17 protein-coding genes are annotated in these 20373 nt (G+C 73.3%); 6 read left to right on the top strand and 11 right to left on the bottom strand.

Features of this window, described 5'->3' with window-relative positions:
- The first annotated feature begins 175 nt into the window (after positions 1 to 175).
- Complete coding sequence (locus HS041_RS13000) at positions 176 to 811, top strand: PaaI family thioesterase (protein WP_196440948.1); 636 nt, start codon at positions 176 to 178, stop codon at positions 809 to 811.
- 104 nt (positions 812 to 915) lie between these two features.
- Here HS041_RS13000 and HS041_RS13005 read toward each other — a convergent pair whose 3' ends face one another.
- The 7 genes from HS041_RS13005 to HS041_RS13035 all read right to left on the bottom strand — a co-directional run bounded on the left by HS041_RS13005 (position 916) and on the right by HS041_RS13035 (position 9831).
- Positions 916 to 2505, bottom strand: a complete 1590-nt coding sequence (locus HS041_RS13005; RefSeq protein ID WP_196440949.1) for an alpha/beta fold hydrolase — start codon at positions 2503 to 2505, stop codon at positions 916 to 918.
- Between the two features lie 207 nt (positions 2506 to 2712).
- Positions 2713 to 3462, bottom strand: a complete 750-nt coding sequence (locus HS041_RS13010; protein ID WP_196440950.1) for a glucose 1-dehydrogenase — start codon at positions 3460 to 3462, stop codon at positions 2713 to 2715.
- Between the two features lies 1 nt (position 3463).
- Positions 3464 to 5665 carry an acetate--CoA ligase family protein gene (locus HS041_RS40425; RefSeq protein WP_196440951.1) on the bottom strand — a complete coding sequence of 734 codons (2202 nt, stop codon included), beginning with the start codon at positions 5663 to 5665 and terminating at the stop codon, positions 3464 to 3466.
- A gap of 28 nt (positions 5666 to 5693) precedes the next feature.
- A complete protein-coding gene (locus HS041_RS13020; RefSeq protein ID WP_196440952.1) occupies positions 5694 to 7262 on the bottom strand; it encodes a class I adenylate-forming enzyme family protein in 1569 nt (522 codons plus the stop codon).
- A 43-nt stretch (positions 7263 to 7305) separates the two neighbouring features.
- On the bottom strand, positions 7306 to 7653 hold the full coding sequence (locus tag HS041_RS13025; RefSeq protein ID WP_196440953.1) for a VOC family protein: 348 nt from the start codon (positions 7651 to 7653) through the stop codon (positions 7306 to 7308).
- Complete coding sequence (locus tag HS041_RS13030; RefSeq protein WP_196440954.1) at positions 7650 to 8012, bottom strand: Zn-ribbon domain-containing OB-fold protein; 363 nt, start codon at positions 8010 to 8012, stop codon at positions 7650 to 7652. Before HS041_RS13030 ends, HS041_RS13025 begins: the two co-directional genes overlap by 4 nt.
- Positions 8013 to 8043: 31 nt before the next feature.
- Entirely contained in the window at positions 8044 to 9831 is a 1788-nt protein-coding gene (locus HS041_RS13035; RefSeq protein WP_196440955.1) for a serine/threonine-protein kinase, read from the bottom strand.
- 189 nt (positions 9832 to 10020) lie between these two features.
- On the opposite strand from HS041_RS13035, the gene HS041_RS13040 reads away from it, so the two are divergent.
- Positions 10021 to 10641, top strand: coding sequence for a cysteine hydrolase family protein (locus HS041_RS13040; protein WP_196440956.1), 621 nt, complete (start codon positions 10021 to 10023; stop codon positions 10639 to 10641).
- Complete coding sequence (locus HS041_RS13045; RefSeq protein ID WP_196442461.1) at positions 10641 to 11426, top strand: SDR family NAD(P)-dependent oxidoreductase; 786 nt, start codon at positions 10641 to 10643, stop codon at positions 11424 to 11426. The genes HS041_RS13040 and HS041_RS13045 overlap by 1 nt, the downstream gene beginning before the upstream one ends.
- 113 nt (positions 11427 to 11539) lie before the next feature.
- On the opposite strand, the gene HS041_RS13050 is transcribed toward HS041_RS13045, so the two are convergent.
- Positions 11540 to 12877 (bottom strand): serine hydrolase domain-containing protein, encoded by a 1338-nt coding sequence (locus HS041_RS13050; protein WP_196440957.1) that lies wholly within the window; start codon positions 12875 to 12877, stop codon positions 11540 to 11542.
- 29 nt (positions 12878 to 12906) lie between these two features.
- Between HS041_RS13050 and HS041_RS13055 the strand changes: the two genes are divergently transcribed.
- On the top strand, positions 12907 to 13830 hold the full coding sequence (locus HS041_RS13055; RefSeq protein ID WP_196440958.1) for a cyclase family protein: 924 nt from the start codon (positions 12907 to 12909) through the stop codon (positions 13828 to 13830).
- Between the two features lie 180 nt (positions 13831 to 14010).
- Positions 14011 to 15483, top strand: a complete 1473-nt coding sequence (locus tag HS041_RS13060; protein WP_196440959.1) for an EAL domain-containing protein — start codon at positions 14011 to 14013, stop codon at positions 15481 to 15483.
- 10 nt (positions 15484 to 15493) lie between these two features.
- On the opposite strand, the gene HS041_RS13065 is transcribed toward HS041_RS13060, so the two are convergent.
- Complete coding sequence (locus HS041_RS13065) at positions 15494 to 16978, bottom strand: AMP-binding protein (RefSeq protein ID WP_196440960.1); 1485 nt, start codon at positions 16976 to 16978, stop codon at positions 15494 to 15496.
- A 22-nt stretch (positions 16979 to 17000) separates the two neighbouring features.
- On the bottom strand, positions 17001 to 18059 hold the full coding sequence (locus tag HS041_RS13070; protein ID WP_196440961.1) for an LLM class flavin-dependent oxidoreductase: 1059 nt from the start codon (positions 18057 to 18059) through the stop codon (positions 17001 to 17003).
- Between the two features lie 183 nt (positions 18060 to 18242).
- On the opposite strand from HS041_RS13070, the gene HS041_RS13075 reads away from it, so the two are divergent.
- Entirely contained in the window at positions 18243 to 19496 is a 1254-nt protein-coding gene (locus tag HS041_RS13075) for an alpha/beta fold hydrolase (protein ID WP_196440962.1), read from the top strand.
- Between the two features lie 52 nt (positions 19497 to 19548).
- On the opposite strand, the gene HS041_RS13080 is transcribed toward HS041_RS13075, so the two are convergent.
- On the bottom strand, positions 19549 to 20232 hold the full coding sequence (locus HS041_RS13080) for a M15 family metallopeptidase (protein WP_196440963.1): 684 nt from the start codon (positions 20230 to 20232) through the stop codon (positions 19549 to 19551).
- Positions 20233 to 20373: the final 141 nt, after the last annotated feature.

Here is a 20373-nt window from a genome sequence, read left to right on the forward strand (position 1 = left end):
GTCAAAGCCCCAGCCAAGAGAGTCGGCAAGCGGCTAAGACGGATAAAACCCCACGTCAGCGGCCTTTAGGGGATTTTTGCACATAAACCCATCGGGACCAAAAGATCTACGAAACGGTGCGACCGTATCATCGAACGGAACATTCTTCTGTAGAAGATCGTTCTAATATGGGGGCATGACGATGGAACTCGCCCCCGCCGAGGACGCGGAGGCCTACTTCGCCGCGCTGTCCGAGCTCAGCCGGCAGACCCGCGACCTGGTCGACGCCGTCGTGCTGACGGACGTCCCCGACAGCGAGCTCGTCGCCGTCACCGCCGAACTCGCCGCCCTGACCGACCGCCTGCGCGCGCTCCAGTGCGCATCGCCGCGGCCGTTCGAGTTCGGTCCCGACGGTGTTCCCCGCCACGCGGGCAACGCGGTGACCGGCTCGGCCAACCCGCACGCGCTCCCGCTGGTCATTCACACCACCCCGGAGCGGACGGTCCGTGCCGAGCTGAGCTTCCGGCCGACCCACGAGGGCCCGCCCGGCTCGGTCCACGGCGGCGTCAGCGCGATGATCCTCGACCACCTGCTGGGCCAGGCCGTCGCGGTGGCCGGCTTCCCGGGGATGACCGGCACCCTGACCATCCGCTACCGCGGGCGGGTGCCGTACGGCGAGCCGCTCGTGGGAACCGCGGAGCACACCCGGTCGGAGGGGCGCAAGACCTGGGTGGACGGGCGCATCGCCCTGCCCGACGGGACCGTGCTCGTCGAGGCGACCGGCCTGTTCATCACCCCGTCCGCCTGGATCGAACAGCAGCGCCCGGTGTGACGCGAGGTCGTCTGTCATGAGGGCGCCGGGCGCGGTCCCGGTGTGCCCGGAGGTCGCCGGGCGCCCTCGGTGGTTCCGCCGGGCCCCGACGGGTCCCGACGGGGTCAGACGGGGATGCGCGCGGTGAAGGGCCGGCCGTCGAAGCGGCCGGAGACGAGGACGGGATCCAGCGGGCGGAACGCGGGCCAGGACAGCACGGCCTCGGTGCCGCCGACGGTCAGCCTGGCCGTCGCGGTCCCGTCCGGGGTCAGGGCGATCTGGCCGCTCACCGCCAGGTCGCTCACGAAACGCACCTCTTCGAGGCGGATGGTCGCCGCCTTGTCGTCGAAGACCAGCCGCCCGCCGCGCAGGCCGGCCTCCTCCTTCGCCCGCCGGTACGACCCCGAGCCCGGGTCGCGCCGGACCACCGCGTCGGCGGCCGTGGCGAACGCGGCGACGACGCGCCGGTCGAGGTCCCCGGCGTCCGGCAGGTCCTCCGCCGTCCGGGGGAAGGCCCTGACCGCGCGGTAGCTCGACACGTCGCAGGAGCGGGGGAGCTCACCGGTCCGGGCGAGGAACGACCGCAGCGCCTGGCGGGCGCAGTCCACGCCGAGCGTCGTGCTGTGGCCGCCGCCGACGACGCGGAGCAGGTCGCCATGGGGGAAGAACCGGGCGACCTCGTCGGGACGGTGGGTGTCGTAGTCGCCGGCGACGGTCGCGGTCGGTACCCCGGGATGGCCGGCGCGGGGCGGGACCGGGGGGTTGTCGCGGGGGGTGGGCCAGTGGACGCACCAGTCGGCCCATCCGGTCGCCCCGCCCAGCTCGGCGACGGTGAAGGGCCTCATGGGCCGCCTCTTCGCGTAGAAGCGGTCCAGCTGGCGCCGGCGCTCGGCGGCCGGGGCGTCCCGGTCGAACGGGAACTTCGCGTCGCCGCACTTGTAGGAGAGCAAGCCGGCGAATCCCGGCCCGTTCAGCGGCGGGGCCGGGGCCTCCGCGGCCACCTTGGCCAGACGGCGCAGCGGCAGCGGGTCGCCGCGCAGGTAGGCGTCGGCCGCCGCGTTGAGTTCGCGGCCGGACACCGCCTCGTGGAGGCGGGGGAGCAGGCTGTTCAGCGTCGTCATGGAGATCGCCGCGTCGGGGCGGTCGCGCAACCGCCGGACCAGCGCCGACCAGGTCTTCTCACAGTCGCGGGATGAGCGGCAGGTCGGCTTCAGCAGGTCGGTCCGGGCCCGGACGGGCTCGACGGCGTAGCCGTCCTTTCCGACCGGGACGAGGCTGTCGAGGAACACCCCCGCGGTGCTGCCCGGGAAGCGGGCGGCGTAGGCCTGGGCGAACAGGGTCCCGTAGGAGATGCCGTAGAACGTCACCCCGGCCAGGCCCAGGGCCTTCCTGACCGCCTCCATGTCGGCGACGGCCTGGTCGGTGGTGAAGAACCGGCTGCGCGGTCCCAGCCGTCCGGCGCATGCGGAGATGGTCTCCGGCCGGTTCAGATCCAGCCCGGGGCAGTCGAGCGGGCTGGACGCGCCCAGCCCGCGGGGTTCGACGACCAGCAGGTTCTGCCGGTCGACCGCCTGCTCCAGTACGGGGAGCTGCGGCAGGGCCGGGAGCGGTCCGCCGGGGTTGGCGAGGACGGTGGTGGTCGCGCCCTGCCGGGGAACCCAGGCGAACGCGACGGTGATCCGCTCCGAGCCGGGGTCGCTCCAGTCGAGCGGCACCTCGATGCGACCCTCGCACCGTTGCGTGGCGGCGGCGCACGGATGGGTGGGAGGACCCGGCGGAGAGGGCGGAGATGAGGATGAGGGAGGCACGGCAAGCAGCCCGGTCAACAGAGCTACGGCCGTGACGGTCGTCCGTAACATCCGCGGCGCCTTCCCCGAGTTCACACGAGCAAACGCTCGTTTCCCACCAGATCGCCGGACGCGTCAGTATCCGGCGCCGGTCAGCATGCCCCCGTCCACCGTGAACTCGCTGCCGGTGCAGTAACTCGACCGGTCGGACGCGAGGAAGGCCACCACGTGCGAGACCTCGACCGGTTTGGCGAAGCGCTTGATGACCATGGATTTGAAGAACGCCTCGGCGTCCACCTCGGACGCGATCTCCGGGTCGGCGACCATGGCGGTGTCGATGGCTCCGGGATGCACGGAGTTCACCCGGATCTTGAAACGGGCGAGCTCGCGGGCGGCGGCCTTGGTCACGCCGCGCACGCCGAACTTGGAGGCGGCGTAGGCGGACATGCCCTCGGCCCCGATGAAGCCCTCGACCGAGGAGATGTTCACGATCGAGCCGCGGCCGGCCGCCTTCATCGGCTCGATCACCGACTTGATCCCGAGCCAGGTGCCCTTGAGGTTCACGTCGAGGATCCGGTCGTATTCCTCCAGCGTCATATCCGCGATACGGCGAAATTTCAGGATTCCGGCGTTGTTGACCAGGACATTGAGCCTGCCGTACGTCTCGACGACGGCGTTCACCGCCCGCTCCCAGTCTCCGGGGTCCGTCACGTCCTGATGGACGAAGAGCGCCCCGGTCTCCTCGGCGAGCGCCTTGCCCTCCTCATCCAGCACGTCGCCGAAGGCGACCTGCGCGCCCTCCTCGGCGAACAGCCGTACATGCGCCGCGCCCATGCCGCGCGCGCCCCCGGTGATCAGCGCGACCTTGCCGTCCAGCAGACCCATCTCAAGCTCCTCCAGTGGTGCGGGCGGCCCGGTGACCCTGAGCGGCCCGGATGAAACGCCTGGCGGCGGCGACGGCCACCGCGGCCGCCTCCATCGACCGGTAGACGGGGATCCCGGCTCCGGCCATGATCGTGCGGACCTCCTCCTCGACTCCGCACGGCGCGCACTCGCCGTTCCTGGTGACCAGGGTGATCCTGACCCCGGGCAGTTCCTCCTGGGCCCGGGCCAGGGCGCGCGCGTAGGCGTACAGGGGCTCGGCCGCGGTCCCGTAGGTGAAGAAGCTCTGGACGTTGACGTGGGCCACGACATCCGGGTACGGCCTCCGCGCCACGATCGCCGCGACGGCCTCCCGGACCAGCTCCGCCCGTCCCCGTGGACCGACCGGGATCTCCAGCGGGTTCGCGAGCGAGCTTCCCACCCCGACCCCGAGGGCCTTCAGCCCGTCCAGAGCCTCCTGCGGCAGCGCCTCCAGCGAGAGGCCGGCCTCGTCGAACACGTCGGCCGCCAGCACGCTCGCCCCGCCGCTGGGCCCGATCACCAGCACTCCGTCCGGTGCGCGGGGGGAGAGGGGACCGGGGCCGGCGACAGGGGCGGAGGCGGGCAGCCGGGCGGCGTGGGACTGGAAGAAGGACAGGGCGCCGATCAGGTCGTCCTGGCCGGTGACGAGGGTGACCCCGGTCTGGTCGGCGAGGGACTGCCAGATCCGGGCGTCACCGACCATGCCGCCGGTATGGGAGGCGGCGGCGCGGCGGCCCTGGCCGCTCCGCCCGCCGACCAGCAGCACCACCGGGAGGCGGCCGCGCACGGACATCAGCGCCTCGAACAGAGACCGGCCGCCGCGGGGATCCTCCAGGTACATGCCGGCGGCCGAGGTCTGCTCGTCGGCGGCCAGCCAGCGCAGCAGCTCGGCCGGGGTCACGTCGGCGGAGTTGCCCACCGTCGCCACCCGGCTGAAGGCGAGCCCGCGCCGCTCGCCGACCTTGATCACCTCCCCGGCCAGGCCGCCGCTCTGCGAGACCAGTGCCACGTGCCCCGGCGGGCCCGGCTCGCCGCCGACGAACGTCTGCCCGCCGCGCGGGCTGTAGACGCCCATGCAGTTCGGCCCGAGCAGCCGGGTCCCGGCCCCGGCCGCGGCCCGTACCAGGTCCGCTTCCAGCTCGGGGCGGCCCGCCTCGCCGAACCCGCCGCTCATCACCTGGACGAACGGGATGCCGCGGGCCTGCCGTACGACCTCGGCGCACCGTCCGGCGGGGACGGCGACCAGCGCGTAGTCGGCGTCCGTCTCGGCCAGCGACGGTACGGCGGGTACCCCGTCGATCTCGTCGGCCTCCGGGTGGACCGCGACCAGCGGCACCCCGGTGCCCTTGTAGAACTCCAGGAACATGTTGCCGAAGTTCGGCCGGTTCGCCGACGCTCCCACCACGGCCACCGCCCGCGGCTCGAACAGCGCCGTGAAATCGGTGCCCGGCCCGACGCCCTCGCCCGCCGGACCGCGGTCCCGCAAACCGTCGGGCAGGTAGCGGGCGTCGACCGCGATGACGCCCTTCCCGGTGGCGATCACCGGATTCAGCTCGAACTCGCCGAGTTCCAGCCGTTCCCAGAGGCCGCCCGCCCCGCCGATCGTGACGAGCAGCTCGACCACGGCGTCCACGTCCACGGCCGGGCGGCCCCGGTATCCGTGCAGCAGCGGGGCGCCGCGCAGGCAGGCGAGCATCTCCCGGGCGTCGGCCGCCGAGACCGGGCACAACCGCAGGGCCGTGTCCCGCATGGCCTCGGTCCAGACGCCGCCGAGCCCGGCCAGCAGGACCGGGCCGAACCCCGGGTCGTCCACGAGGCCGACGATCAGCTCGACGCCGGGCGCGGCCTGCTCCTCGACCAGGAACCCGCCGGGCATGATGCCCTGGGCGAGGAGCGCGTCCAGCATCCCGCTCGCCGCCGCACCGGCCTCGGCCGCGTCGCCGAGCGCCAGCCGTACCGCGCCGGCGTCCGACTTGTGCACCAGGCCGGGCCCGTAGGCCTTGAGGACCAGCGGGGGGACCAGCCCCCGGGCCGCGGCGGCGACCTCGCCGGCCACGGTGGGCCCCACGGACACGGCGCTCCCGGCCGTCCCGGCAGGGGCGACGGGCACGGTCACCGTGACGCCGCGCGGCACGGCCACTCCGGCGTTCCTGAGCAGCGCCTTGACCTCGTGCTCGGGGAGCATGCGGTCCTCTCTCCTGGAAGGGAAGGGGTCAGTCGATCAGGTGCTGGTACTTCTCGCGGATCTCGCGGCGGAGCAGCTTCCCCGGCCCGCCGGAGGCGTCCTGGAAATGGGGGAGCTCCTCGGCGACGACGATGTGGTCCGGGCGCTGGTGGCCGGGCAGCGACTCGGCCAGCGCGAGTGCGAGCTTCGACGGGTCGAGTGAGTGCCCGGCTCTCGGGACCACGGCGAGCAGGACCTTCTGCTCGGTGGCGCCGGCGCCCTCGGTGTGCGCGGGCACGCCCACGGCCCCGGCCTCGGCCACGCCGTCGAGGGCCACCGCGGCCTCCTCGATCACGGAGGGCTGCGACCACGTTCCGCCCTTGAGGACGGCGTCCTCGCGGCGGCCGAGCACGGTCAGGTCGCCGTCCTCGGAGAGCACGCCCAGGTCGCCGCCGACGTACCACTCGCCGCGCAGGACCTCGGCCGTCTTGTCGGGCAGCCCGTCGTAGCCGGCCATCCGGTGCGGCCCGGCCAGGTTGATCTCGCCGGTCACGCCGACCAGCCGGCCGCCGTCGGGGCCGGTGATCCGTACCGCGTTGCCGGTGCGCGCCCGGCCGGACGAGCCGAGCGGGGTGCTGCCGTCGTCGACCCGGCCGAAGCAGGTGTAGGGGGCCTCGGTCTGGCCGTAGTAGCAGTAGACGCCCGCCTGCGGCAGCCGCTCCTTCATCCTGGCGAGCAGCGCGGCCGGGAGCGGCTCGCCGCCGAGCATGATGACCCGCAGCGAGGACAGGTCGGCGGAGGCGTGGTCGTCGGAACCGAGCAGCGCCGCGTAGAACGAGGGGATCTGCGAGACGTGCGTGACCTTCTCGCGGGGGACGACCTTCAGGAAGTTCGCCGGCCCCCAGTCCTGCTCCAGCACCAGCCGCATCCCGGCGTAGAGCGCGGGCCCGACCAGCGCCGGGAAGCCGATGCCCCAGATGATCGCGCCGGTGCCGAGCACCGAGTCCTCCGAGCGCGGGACGTCCAGCCAGATCTGGGCCGTGGCCAGAGCCGAGGCGTGGGTGTGCACCACGGCCTTGGGCAGGCCGGTGGTGCCGGAGGTGTAGTAGAGCGCCAGCGGGTCGTCCCAGGCCGCGCCGGGCTGGGGCTCCTCCTCGGAGGCCCCGGCCGTCAGGGCGTCCAGGTCCACCGCGTCGTCGCCCGGACCGCCGACCTTGATCCAGGCGGTGACCCCGGGCAGCTCCGGCCTGATCTGCGCCACCACCTGCTCCACCGTCGAGTCGTAGACGAACGCGGTGGCGCCGGAGGCGGCGACGACCGCCTGGAGCGTCTCCACCGGCCAGTAGGGGTTGAGCGCCGCGGTGACCGCACCCAGCTTGGCCGTGGCGAGGTAGACCTCGGCCACGTGCAGCGTCTCGTTGAGCAGCGCCGCCACCCGCCGTCCCGGCTCGACCCCGGCCTCCGTGAGCGCGTGGACGCGCCGGTTGACGATCCGGTTGAGCTGCTCGTAAGTGAAGCTCTGCGTGCCGCAGTAGGTGAGCGCCACCCGGTCCGGGGTGCGCAGGGCGCCCGCGGTGAGAATGGCGTAGGCGTAGTTGCCGTAGGGGGATCGCGCCATGGGGGCCTCCGGTTGGCTCCGGGTAGAGAGGGACGGGTGAGGGCTACGGCTGGAGGGACGAGTAGAGGACGAAGGCGTTGCCCGACGGGTCGCGCAGCACGGCCCGGATCTCGTGCGGCCCGGTCTCGGGCTCGCGCACGACCTCGGCGCCCGCCTCCGCGAGCTCCCGCACGGCCCCCGCCACATCGCCGACCTTGTAGGACGGCGCGGTGGCGGCCCCGGCGACCTGCTCGGCCGCCGCGACGAGCGCGACCGTGGCGCCGCCGCCGTCCAGGGCCGCGAACCGGTCGCCGTCGCGGAACCTGACCGCCAGCCCGAGCGCGCCGGAGTAGAACGCGATCGCCTCGTCCAGGTCGCCGACGGGGATGAGGACGTTGCCGAGCTTGCTCACGCTGGTCTCCACTGGGGTAGGTCGTCGACGAAGGTCACGCGCACCGGCATGCCGATCCGCACCTGCTCGGGCGGGCACCCGACCACCTGCCCGAACGCCCGCACCTCTTCGGGCAGGTCGATCCAGGCCAGCACGTACGGCTCCCGCCCCCGGAACTCCGGCACGAACGAGCGGTGCACCACGGTGAAGGTGTGCACGCTGCCCTCGCCCGAGACGGGCTCGTAGACGAGGCCGGCGCCGCCGCAGTGGGGGCACTCGGAAGCGGGGAGGTGCACCCGCCGGGCGCAGGCCGTACAGCGCTGGACGAGCAGCTCGCCGCGACGGCAGGCATCCCAGTAGGTGAGCGTGTCACTGGCCATCGATCGCCAAGCTAGCGCACGCTTGGTTTGCTCACAAGGTGTGGTACTCACCGGATTCGTCCCGGCCCGCCGGGTCCTGTGACGGATCTCCGGCCGGCTCCTGCGGGCCGTCCCCGGCCCCGTCCCCGGGGTCGTTCTCCGGGTCTCCCTCCGGCTCTCCTCCCGGGCCGTTCCCCGGGTCACCGGTCGGGCCGCCGGACTGCGAAGGGCTCGGGCACGGGTCGCCCCGGACCTCCACGACGAGGGAGTGCGCGCCGTCGGGGGCCTGCGGCGAAGTGGCGGCCGTGACCCGGCGGAAGAGGGTCTGCCCGCAGGGAGGGGCGGTGAAGGCGTGCGGGACCTGCTGGACGTAGGTGTCGGAGCCGGAGAGCGCGACCGTGCGCACGGCCGTCTCCTCCAGCAGATCCGGGGTCCGGCCCTCGGCGAACCGGGCGGTCAGGACGACCTCCGCCGTGGTGGACGCGCGCAGGGCGACCGTGGCCCCGCCCCCGTCGATCCCGGCGACGGCCAGGCCGCTGACCTCGTGGCGCGGGGCGGGAGACGACGGGGGAGCGGTGGGTGGGGGGGTCCCCCCGGTCGGGTCCGGGGGCGGGGGCTTCACCGGGACGGCCGACCGGCTCTCCCGCGGCGTGGTGGCCGGGCGGCCCGGAGCGGAGGTCTCCGGGGGCGCGGGCCGGTCGGCGGCGACGTTCCGCGATCGTTTCGAGGTCCCGGAGGGGGCCGGCGACCCGGACCGGGGATCCGCCGCGCCCTCCGGCGAGCCCGCCCCACCCGCGGAGTGCGATCCCGGCGGCGGCGTGAAGACCGTGTCGGAGGCGAGCGGGCCGGACGGCCGGTCGGCGGCGACCAGTGCCGTGGTGACCGCGACGGCCGCCACGGCGGCGGCGGATACCAGCCGTGCCCCCGGGCTCCGGCCGCCCCGGCGCAAGCGGTCCATCCGGCAGCCCCGGGCGCGGGCGGCCGGGATGCCCTCCTGCGGCGCGGCCCTGGCCAGGGGGAAGGTCAGAGCGAGCAGGGTGGCGCGCTCCGCCAGGCGCCGCCGCCCGCGCTGCTCCCACTCTGGCCCGTAGGCGGCCAGCGCGGCCACCTCGAGCTCCGCGGCGAACGTCCGCGCCGTCGGCGGCCGGTCCGCCGGGTTCTCGGCCGTGCCGCGCGCGACCAGCCGCCGGACCGGATCCGGCACCGCCTCCGCCGGGGCCGGAGCTCCGGCGAGGTCCGCCCGGTACGGCGCGCGTCCGGTGAGGCACTCGGAGAACACGCGGGTGGCCGCGTACAGGTCGGCCGCCGGGCTGGCCGGATGCCCGGACCACCGTTCGGGCGCCAGGTAGGCCGGGCCGCCCGCGGGCTCGCCCGCCGATCCGGCCGGAACGGCGAGGCCGAAGTCCGAGAGCTTGGCGTTCCCGTCCGCCTGGACCAGCACGTTCTCCGGCCTGCAGTCACGGTGCACGATGCCCCGCGAGTGGGCCTTCGCCAGGCCCAGCAGCACGTCCTTGAACACGGCGAGCGCCGCCTCGGGACCCGTCGCGCCGCCGTGGGCGAGGATCCTCCGGAGCGCGACGCCGTCGACCAGCTCCATCACGACCGCGGCGTAGAGCACGTCCTCGTAGTACTCGTACAGCCTGACCACATTCGGATGGTCGAGGTCCACCAGGACGCGCGCGTCCCGGCGCAGGCGCGCCACGAACCGGTGGTCGTCCTTCAGGGCGGAGTTCAGGTATTTGATGGCCACGTAGGCGCCGGTCTCGGTGTAGGTGGCCAGTACGACGCGGCCGCCGCCCCCCGTGCCGAGCTCTCGAACCTCGCGGTATCCCGGAACCATGCAGTCCCCTCCCGAGTGCCGTCGCCTTGTTCGACGGTCTCACCCGGGGGGCCGGTTGTCATGCTTCACGAACTTTGGCGGAGTGCGACCTGAGTATCACGTTGAGTGGGGAGCTGCGCGATTCGTCTCGTGTTACGCTCTGCCCGTGTAACCAAGCAAGCGCTCGTGTCAGCCGGGTGTGGAGGTCGGATGCCGGTCGATCTTGGAGCCCTGGCCCCGCCGGGGCGCAGCGCGGTGCTGGTGATGGAGATGCAGCGCGGGGTCGCCGGCGACCTGACGCGCTTCCCGGAGCTGGTGGAGGTGTGCGAGCGCCGGGGCGTCACGGAGAACACGGCTGTGGTCCTGTCCGCCGCGCGCGCCGCGGGGGTCCCGGTGATCCACTGCACGGCCGCCTTCCGCGCCGACCGCGCCGGTTCCCACACCGGCAACTGCCCGTTCGCGGTCGCCCTGCTGAAGGACCCCGCCCACATGCTGGAGGGCACCGGGGCGGTCGAGGTCCTGCCCGCCCTGCGCGACCCCGGCGACCTCGAGTCACGCCGCTACCACGGCTTCTCGCCGTTCACCGGCACCTCGCTGGACACGACCCTGCGCTCGCTCGGGGTCTCGACCGTCGTCGCCACCGGGCTCTCGCTGAACCTCGGCATCCCCGGCCTCGCCCTGGAGGCGGTGAACCTGGGCTACCGGGTGGCGGTGGTGACCGACGCGGTGGCGGGAGTCCCGGACGACTACGCGCAGGCCGTACTGAAGAACACCGTCAGCCTGCTGGCCACGAGGGTGACCGCCGCCGAGATCGCGGAGGCGTGGAAGTGATGCGGGGCATGAGCCTGCAGGGCCGGACCGCCGTCGTCACCGGCGGAGCCGGCGCCATCGGCGGAGCCATCTGCCGTGACCTCGCCTCCCTCGGCGCCCACGTCATCGTCGCCGACATCGACGGGTCCGCCGCCGCCGCCACCGCAGCCGCCCTGACCGGCGCGTTCCCCGATCCGGCCGCCGCCGAGCCGGGTGCCCCGGGGGCGCGTGCCCGGCACCTGACGGTGGACCTGGCGGATCCGGCCTCGATCGAGGAATTCTGCGCCCGGGCCGGGCCGGTGGACATCCTGGTGCACAACGCGGGGGTGTCGATCGTGGAGCCGTTCGTCACCAGTGATCCGGAGCACTGGGACCTGATGTGGCGCGTCAACCTGCGGGCGCCGATGCTTCTCACCAAGCTGCTGCTGCCCGGCATGACCGGGCGGGGATGGGGACGGCTGGTCTTCGTCTCCTCGGACGGCGCCCGGGCCGGGTCCGGCGGGGAGGGCGCCTACGCGGCGACCAAGGCGGGCCTGTTCGGCCTGGCCAAGACCCTCGCCAGGGAGGCGGCACGGGGGAACGTCACCTCGAACGTGGTCTGCCCCGGGCCGACCGACACCCCGATGCTCCGCAGGGTCGACGCCGAGAAACCCGGGCTGGTCGACAAGATCGCCAAGGGCATCCCGCTGCGCCGTCTGGGCGCCCCCGAGGACGTCGCCGGTCTCGTCGCCTACCTCTGCACCGACAGGGCGGCCTACGTCACGGGCCAGACTCTGTCGGTCAGCGGCGGCGTCACGATGCATTGAGCCGGCATCCGGCGGGCCGGGACACGGGACGGCCGTGCGCACCTGTGAACGGCCGGGGAGGGGCGCACGGCCGGATCGCGCCGGAGGCGCGCGCCCCCGCCCGGACGGGCCCCCTACCCGAGCGCGTCGTAGACGGCCTCGGCCAGGCGGTAGGCGCGGAGGCTGCCGGAGACGGCGTTGGCCATCTTGTTCATCGTGTAGCCCATGGCCAGCCCGTGCTCCACGTCGCCCAGGCCGAGGAACCCGCCCAGGCCGGTGTGGCCGAAGGCGGTCTCGGCGCCCCGGGCGGGAGTGAGGAAGGTCAGGGCCGGGCGCATGTAGCCCAGGCCGAAGGAGCTGTCGATGAACAGCACCCGGTCCGGCCCGTTGACGCGGCGCCGCATGGCGTCGCGGAGCGTCTCGGGGCGCAGGATCCGCCCGGCGACCAGCTCCCGGTAGAAACCGGCCAGGCCCCGGGCCGTGGCGACGACGCCCATCGCCGGCCATCCGGCCCGCAGGATGACCGGATGGTTGGCGCCGCCGGGCAGCCTGTGGACCCCGGGATTGCCCAGGGCCCTGTTCATCAGACTGTCCTTGTCGAGGGAGGCTCTGGCCATCTCGTAGACCGGGTCGCCCGGCCCCTGCCCGGGAAGCTCGGCCACGGTGGACGGCGGTGTGGCGGCCCCGGCGTCGGTCTCCGCCGGGGCGGACGGCGCTCCGGCCCCGGATGCGCCCGACGCCCCGGCCGCATCGGACGCGCCGGCGGCCCGGGGCCCTCCGGCGCCTCCCGGCTTCACGCGGTCCCCGGCGGACAGGCGGGCCGCCCGCGCCGCCACGTCGTCTGGCGCCCCGATCCACAGCTCCAGCCCCAGCGGACCGGCGATCTCGGTGGACACGATCTCGCCCACGCTCTTGCCCGACACCCGGCTGATCACCTCGCTGAGGAGGAACCCGTAGGTCAGCGCGTGGTAGCCGTGCGCCGTGCCCGGTTCCCAGATCGGCTCCTGCCGGGCCAGGCGGGCGGCGATGGCCGCGTGGTCCTCGAACTCCTCCACCGGGACCGGCTCCTCGATCGTCGGAAGCCCGCACTGGTGGGTGAACAGCTGCTCGACGGTGATCCGTTCCTTGCCCCGCTGCCCGAACTCCGGCCAGACGTCGGCGACCGGCGCGGTCAGGTCGAGCAGCCCGCGCTCGGCCAGCAGCAGCCCGGCCGTCGCGGTCACCGCCTTGGTGCAGGAGTAGGCCAGCGCGGGGGTGTGGTGCTCCCAGGGACGGCCGGTGCGCCGGTCGGCGACGCCGCCCCACAAGTCCACCACCGGTTCGCCGTCCAGGTAGACCGCGAACGCCGCGCCCAGTTCCTCGCCGCCGGCGAAGTGCTTGTCGAACACCTCGCGGACCCGGGAGAAGCGGGGGTCGCACCGCCCGCTCGTCTTCGTGCCGGGGTGCTTCCGGATCTCGCCATCCGCCGTCATGACCCGTCCTCAAGAAAGTGAGCAATCGCTTGGTTCACGAGCCTAACAACTGGGGCCGCTTCGGCCCAGACGACCAGCGCGGCACCCTGAACCTGCTGACCCCCGCCGCGGTCCTCGCCGCCCTGACCTCGGCGGTCACCGGCCAGGTGATCAGTCTGGCCATGCCGATCAGAGGGGCCACCTCCTCGTCGGCCCCGGCGACGGTCCCGCACCTGAGGGGCCGCCCGCTGCCGCAGCATTTCATGTCGGTCGACGGCGGCGACTACGCCGCCGGGACCCGTCCCATCGGCGCCGGACTCCGGATGGCCGACGACGCCGTCGTCGTCACCCCGCACGGCACCACCACCCACATGGACGCGCTGTGCCACATGTGGGCGGGTGAGGAGCTCTACAACGGCCACCCCGCCGCCCGGGTCAGGTCGTACGGCGCGACCCGCTGCGGCATCGAGCACGCCGGCGGCGTCGTGGCCAGAGGGGTCCTCTTCGACGTGCCCCGGCACCTGGGCCTCGACCGCCTGCCCGCCGGTTTCCGGATCCCGGCGGAGCTCCTGGCGGAGATCTGCGACGACGTGCGCCCCGGCGACGTGGCCGTGGTCCGCACCGGCTGGCCGCTGGCCTGGGAGAGCTCCCCGGAGGAGTACTGGGCCGGCCAGCCCGGCCTGTCGGCGGACGGAGGCCGCTGGCTCGCCGCCCGGGACGTGGCCGTGGTCGCCTCCGACAACGCCGCCATCGGCGGCCTCAACGCCCGCCAGCTCGCCGACGAGGGCCTGGAGGACGACCTCCACCTGATCCTGCTCTGGCGGCACGGCGTCCACCTGGCCGAGATGCTCTGGCTGGAGGAATTGAGCGCGGCGTGCGCGGGCCGTACCGGCGGGGACTTCGTCTTCGTCGCGGCCCCCCTCAAGATCGAGGGAGGGACCGGCAGCCCCATCAATCCCCTCGCGATCCTCTGAACCGTGCGCCCCGCCGGAGAGCCCACACGGTTCATCCGTTTTCGGGTCAGGTAGCGGGGATCGCAGCCGATGAGGTGGCGCAGGACAGAACCTGTCCCGCCGTCATCGGAGATGTGCCACCGGATGACGTGCGGAGCTGACCGTTTCCCGGCACGCGCGTCCCCGAGGAGGGGGCTGATCATGGCAGAAGACCGTTCCACCCGATGGATCCTCTGGGAGCGCCCCGCCGAGGACCGCCCGAGCTTCAACCCGGGAGTGCTCTGGGGGAAGAAGCGCCCCGGTCAGGAGCAGGAGCCGGCTCCCCAGTCTCCGGCCTCCCAGTTCGACATGTCGGCGGCCACGACGCTGAGCGCGTCGCAGCTGCGGCCCTCGCACGAGCAGCCGGTGGGGATCACCCAGCACACCGATCTGATCACCCACATCATCGAGAACCGGCTGGTCGAGGTGGAGTTCCAGCCGGTGCTGGACGTGCTGCACAACCAGGTGGTGGGGTTCGAGGCGCTCAGCCGCGGCCCGCGGGACACCCCGCTGCGCGCACCGGACCGGCTGTTCGCCGCGGCCCGCGCGGTGGGCCGCGCGGGTGAGCTGGACTGGATCTGCCGCGCCGAGGCGTTCCGCCAGATGCTCGCCCGCAAGATGCCCGGCGCCGTCTCGCTGTTCGTCAACGTCGCCGCCGACTCGCTGATCGTGGAGTGCCCCGAGGACCTGCTCCCGGTGGTGTGGGAGGCGACCCGGCAGCTCCGGGTGCTGGTCGAGCTCTCCGGCGAGGCGATGGACCGCCACCCCCGACAGGTGCTGGAGACGGTGCGGCGCGCCCGTGCCGCGCGGTGGGGGGTGTCGATCGGGGACATCGAGTTCAGCCCGGCGGGCCTGGCGATGCTTCCGGTGCTCGAGCCCGACGTGGTCAAGCTCGACCACCACCTGCTCACCCACGGCCGGGCGTACATGGGCCAGGCGCTGACGGCCGCACTGAGCGAGGCCCAGCACAGCCGGGCGACGCTGCTGGTGGAGAACGTCGAGAACCAGTCGGGCCACCTGATGGGCCGCAGCCTCGGCGGGAACTACCAGCGCGGCTACTTCCACGGCCGTCCCGGCGAGCTGCCGGACACGGTGCCCCAGCCCAGGGCCCCCATCCGCCTGCGCGAGGCCCCGGAGGACCAGGAGGCCGCCTACTGGGACCTGGCCGTCGAGGCGGGCGCGCACGTGTCCAGCGGGCTGAGCTGGGAGGAGATCAACACCCTCACCCTCACCCTGGCCGGGCCCATCGCCCAGTCCCCGATCCCGCCGGTCATCGGGTTCCTGCTGCCCGAGGGCCACGGCTGGAACGTCGAGATGTCCATCATCTACCGCGCCCTGCTGGCCCGCTGCCCGCTGGTGCTGGTGCTGGGTTCGGACGTGGCGCAGTACGGCAACTGGCGGGTGCGGGGAGCGAACCTGCCCGGCGGTCACCCGCTGCTGAACCACGGCTTCCTGATCGCGCTGTCGCCCACCTCCGCGCTGGTGGTCCTCTCCCGGCAGCAGGACGCCGCCAAGGACCTGTGGGAGGTGGCCATCAGCGAGAGCTCCGAGCTGGCCCGCCAGCTCCTGCGTCACTCCACCGACCTCCTCGATGTCCTCGAAGGAGGGGTGCGTCACGCCGCCGAGACGGCGTGACGCGCGCGCGTCAGGCGCCGGGATAGTTGCCGCCGCCGTACGCCGCGTCGAGGGCGTCGTAGTCGGGGGTGAAGCCCTTCTTCGGGATGGACTCGGCGAACTCCACGTGCCGGGGCTTCTTGTAGGAGGCGAGCTGCCCCCGCACGTGCTCGGCGAGCTCCTCGGCCGAGGCCGTCTCCCCGGCCCCGAGCACCACGACGGCCTTCACCGCCTGGTGCCACCGCTCGTCGGGCACGCCGATGACCGCGGCGTCGGTGACGGCGGGATGGGACTTCAGCACCCGCTCGACCTCGGCCGGGTAGACGTTCTCGTTACCTGACTTGATCATGCGCAGCCGGGGGCCGATGAAGGTGATCGTGCCGTCGGCCTCGCGGCGGCCGAGGTCGCCGGTGTGGTGCCAGCCGCCCCGGGTCTTGGCCTCGTTCAGCTCCGGCCGGTTGAGGTAGCCGGAGAAGAGCGACTTGCCGCGCGCGCAGATCTCCCCGGTCTCGCCCGGGGGGACCTCGCTCCCGTCCGGGGCGAGGATGCGGACCTGCACCAGCGGTGACGGCCGCCCGGCGAACCCGGCGGCGCCCGGCGCCAGGCCGAGGAAGGTCAGCATGCCGCCCACCTCGGTCTGGCCGTATCCGCCCATCTTGGAGCGGCACCACGGGGAGTCGTCCACGGTCGTCATCGCGTCCCACTCGTCGGAGTGCGAGACGAAGCGCAGCGAGGACAGGTCGTACTTGCCGCCCGCGTTGGCGGCCACCACGGCGTCGATCATCTGGCCGAACAGGAACGCCTGGGTCACCTTCTCCGCGTCGACCAGGCGGCAGACCTCCTCGGCGTCGAACGCCGGGGTGAACACGTTGGTCCCGCCGATCTGCAATGTGGCCAGGCAGAACATCATCGTCCCGACGTGGAAGAGCGGGCCGTTGTTCAGGAAGGTGAACCCCGGCTCCATCTGCCGGACCACCAGCAGTGAGGTGCTGTGCGCGACCAGCGCGGCGCTGCTGAGCAGGGCCGCGCTGGGGCGGCCGTCGAAGGCGGCGGTGTAGAGCGCGAGCACGGGCGCGGTGTCGTCCGTGAAACCGGGATCGGCGGTTGACCCGCCCGCGAGGAACTCCTCGTAACCGGCGCCCGCCGGGATCCAGCCGTCCGCGCTGAGCGCGGCGATGGTCTCGGAGGGCTCCCAGACCACGACCTTCGGCGTCAGGTCCGCCAGCACGAAGGCCAGCTCGTCGGCGGACTGCCGCCAGTTGGCCGGGCAGAAGACCGCGCCGAGCCGGGACGAGGCGAGCAGCAGCTCCAGCACCGCGTGCGAGTTCTGGCCGAGCCAGAGCACCCGCTCCCCGGCCGCGACCCCCCGGGCGGCCAGCGCGTTCGCCAGGCGGGTGACCCGCGCGTCGAGTTCGGGGTAGGTGAGCCGCACCTCGCCGTCCACCACCGCGGTCACCTGCGGGCGGCTGCGGGCGTGCTCGGCGAGGACGTCGGACAGGGTGAGCTGGTGGATCATCGCGCCTCCTGGGGGACGGGGACTACTGGAACGCGGGCATGACCTCTGCGGCGAAGAACCGCATGACCTTCTTCATGTCGTCCAGCGGCATCGGCCGGGTGCTGCCGAAGTCGCAGAGCAGGTTGGCGAAGCCGGCCTCCTGGAGCAGCCTGATCTGCCCGATCACCCGCTCCGGGTCGCCGATGACCTCCAGTTGCTCCCAGCGGAAGTCGTTGGAGACCGAGCCGCCCTTGAGATAGCGGTCCTGGTAGTACTCGAAGCCCTGCGCGGCCTTGCCGGTCCTCGGGTCGATCGGCGCGCTCCTGGCGTTGAAGATCCGGCCACGGTCGAACATCGCCTCGAAGCGGGCCTGGTCCTCGCGGGCCTGCTCGGCGGTCGGGGCGACGTAGACGCTGCGGGCGACGACCAGCTCCGCCTTGGCCACGTCGTACCCGGCCCGCTGCGCGGTCTCCCGCCAGGTCTCCGCGGCCCGCACCACCTTGCGGAACGGCGCGGCCGGGTCGGCGAGGACGGGCAGGCCGCGCTCGGCGTACATGGTCACGGTCTCCGGCGAGACCGCCGCCACGTGGATCGGCGGGTGCGGGTCCTGCACGGGCCGGGGGACCAGCTCGACCTCGGCGCCGGTCCGGTAGAACTTGCCCTCGTGCCGGAAGGCGGGGCTGGTCCACAGGCCGAGGACCACCTCCAGCGCCTCGTTGAACCGGTCGCGGGCCTCGGCCAGGTCGATGCCGAAGCCCTCGAACTCGAAGCTCTGGTATCCGCGCCCGATGCCCAGCTCCAGCCGCCCGCCGGAGAGCAGGTCCACCATGGCCGCCTCCTCGGCGACGTGGACCGGGTTGTGCAGCGGCAGGACCACGATCCCGGTGCCCAACCGGAGCCGCTCGGTGCGGGCGGCCAGGTGGGAGAGCATGGTGAACAGGTTCGGCACCACCCCGTAGTCGCGGAAGTGGTGCTCGGCCAGCCGCACCCCGGTGAACCCCAGCTCCTCGGCGAGCTCCGCCAGCTCCAGGTGGTAGTCGTAGACCTCCTTGAAACTCTGGCCGTCGAACCGGTGGAAGAGGTGGAAGGTCGAGAACTTCATCGGCTGTCCCCTGGCGGTCGTCTCCGTGTGTCCCGTTCCGCGCTCCGGGTACGGCTGGCCGTACGAAACCAAGCGCTCGCTTGGGAGCGTATCAGTGGTTGCCGCGGACGGTCCAGGTGAGCGACCGCGCGGGGATCCCGGCCGCGAACGCCCGCGCCGCCGGGAACGGGTACCGTTTCGCGGATGACCGTCCTGCTGCCCGGCGTCGCCCTGACCGACCACGTCTTCACCGTCCCCCTCGACCACGCCGACCCCGGCGGGCCGGAGATCGAGGTGTTCGCCCGGGAGGCGGTCGATCCGGCGAGGCGGGACCACGACCTGCCCTGGCTGCTGTTCCTGCAGGGCGGTCCGGGAGGCAAGTCCCCGCGGCCGACGGCGGCCGACGGCTGGCTGGGCCACGCGCTGAAGACCCACCGGGTGCTCCTGCTCGACCAGCGGGGGACCGGCCGCAGCACCCCCGCCACGGCCGCCACCCTGACGGGGACCGACGCGCAGATCGCCGCCTACCTCAGGAACTTCCGGGCCGACGCGATCGTCGCCGACGCCGAGCTGATCCGCAGGAGGCTCTGCGGGGACCGGCCGTGGGAGACGCTCGGCCAGAGCTACGGCGGGTTCATCACCCTCACCTACCTGTCGCGGGCCCCCGAGGGCCTCAAGGCCTGCCACGTCACCGGAGGGCTGCCCGGCCTGACGGCCACCGCCGACGACGTCTACTCCCGCACCTACCCCCGGGTCCGCGCCAAGGTGGACCGCTTCTTCGCCCGCTACCCCGGTGACAGCGCCCGCCTGGACGCCATAGCCGACCACCTGCGCGGGGAGGAGGTGCTGCTGCCCGACGGGGACGTGCTGACCGTGCGCCGCCTGCAGACGCTGGGCATGTGCCTGGGCACCGGCGACGGCGCCGAGTACCTGCACTGGCTCCTCGACGAGGCCTGGACCGGCGGCGAGCTGTCGGCCGTGTTCCGCTACGAGGTCATGACGGCCACCGGCTTCGTGGGCAACCCGCTGTACGCGGTCCTGCACGAGCCGATCTACGCTCAGGGCGCCGCCTCCGCGTGGTCGGCGCACCGGCTGCGGCCGGAGGAGTTCGCCGAGGACGCCCGCCCGCTGCTGCCCACCGGGGAGATGATCTACCCCTGGATGTTCGACGAGATCGCCGCCCTGCGCCCCTTCAGGGGCGCCGCCGAGATCCTCGCCGCCGCCGACTGGCCCGCCCTTTACGACCCGGTACGGCTGGCCGCCAACCGGGTGCCCGTGGCCGCCGCCGTCTACTACGACGACATGTACGTCGACGAGCGCCTGTCCATGGAGACCGCCCGCGCGGTCGGGGGCGTGCGGGCCTGGGTGACCAACGAGTGGGAGCACGACGGCGTTCGGGTCTCCGGCGGCAGGGTCCTGGCCCGGCTCATGGACATGGCCGGGCCAGGGGGCTGCTGACCGGCACCGTCGGCGGCCGGCACTGCCCGGGACCCCGGCCGTGCCGGCCGGGCTACGCGCCCGGGCGGCCGGCGCGTGTCGCGGGGACCAGGTCGACCTGGCCGTGGACGGCCGCCGGGGCCCCGGTGCTCCAGGCCCAGTAGCGGTCACCGTACGACCAGTGCCACCACTCGGTGGGGTAGTTGACGAACCCGGCACCGGTCAGCACCTCGCTCAGGACCGCCCGGTTGCGGCGGGCCTGGGGGGTGATGTTGCCCGCGTCCGTGTAGCACGCGTCGTCGCTCTCCTCCGGGCTGGCGTTGACCTCGGTGCCCATGTCCAGTTCGATGCCGTCCCGGGTGCACAGGGTGAGGTCCACCGCGGCTCCGCAGACGTGCGGGCCGATGTGGGGAGGCGACAGGGAGCGGCTCGCCTGCACGTAGAGGTGCTCGTCGGACCAGTCCGGATTGGCCTCGCGGAGCCTGCCGGCGTAGGCCCGGAAGTACTGCTCCTGCAGGGCGAGCGGCCGGTAGCCCTCGACGATGAGCAGCCGCAGCCCGTCGGGCAGGTGCTTCTGGGCCCGCAGCAGCCGCTCGACGTGCCCCTGGCGCAGGTGGGCGTACGCGCCGTCGGGATCGGCCAGGCGCCCGTCCAGCAGGAGGTCCGGCACCGGCCGGAGGTCGGTGAGGGGTTCGCCCCGTTCCTCGACCGGGATCGAGGAGATGCGGGGATCCGACATGAGGACGATCTCTTGCACTGTGCGCTCCCAGAGGTGAGGCGGGGCCCACCGCCTGGAACGTCATCCTGCGGGCGTACGGCGATGGACGAGACCACCGCCAGAGTCCGCCGGAGTTCTACAAGTTCACTGTAAAAACACGCCAGACGCCCACCCGCGGTT

The organism is Planomonospora sp. ID67723 (assembly GCF_015711605.1).
Taxonomy (GTDB): domain Bacteria; phylum Actinomycetota; class Actinomycetes; order Streptosporangiales; family Streptosporangiaceae; genus Planomonospora_A.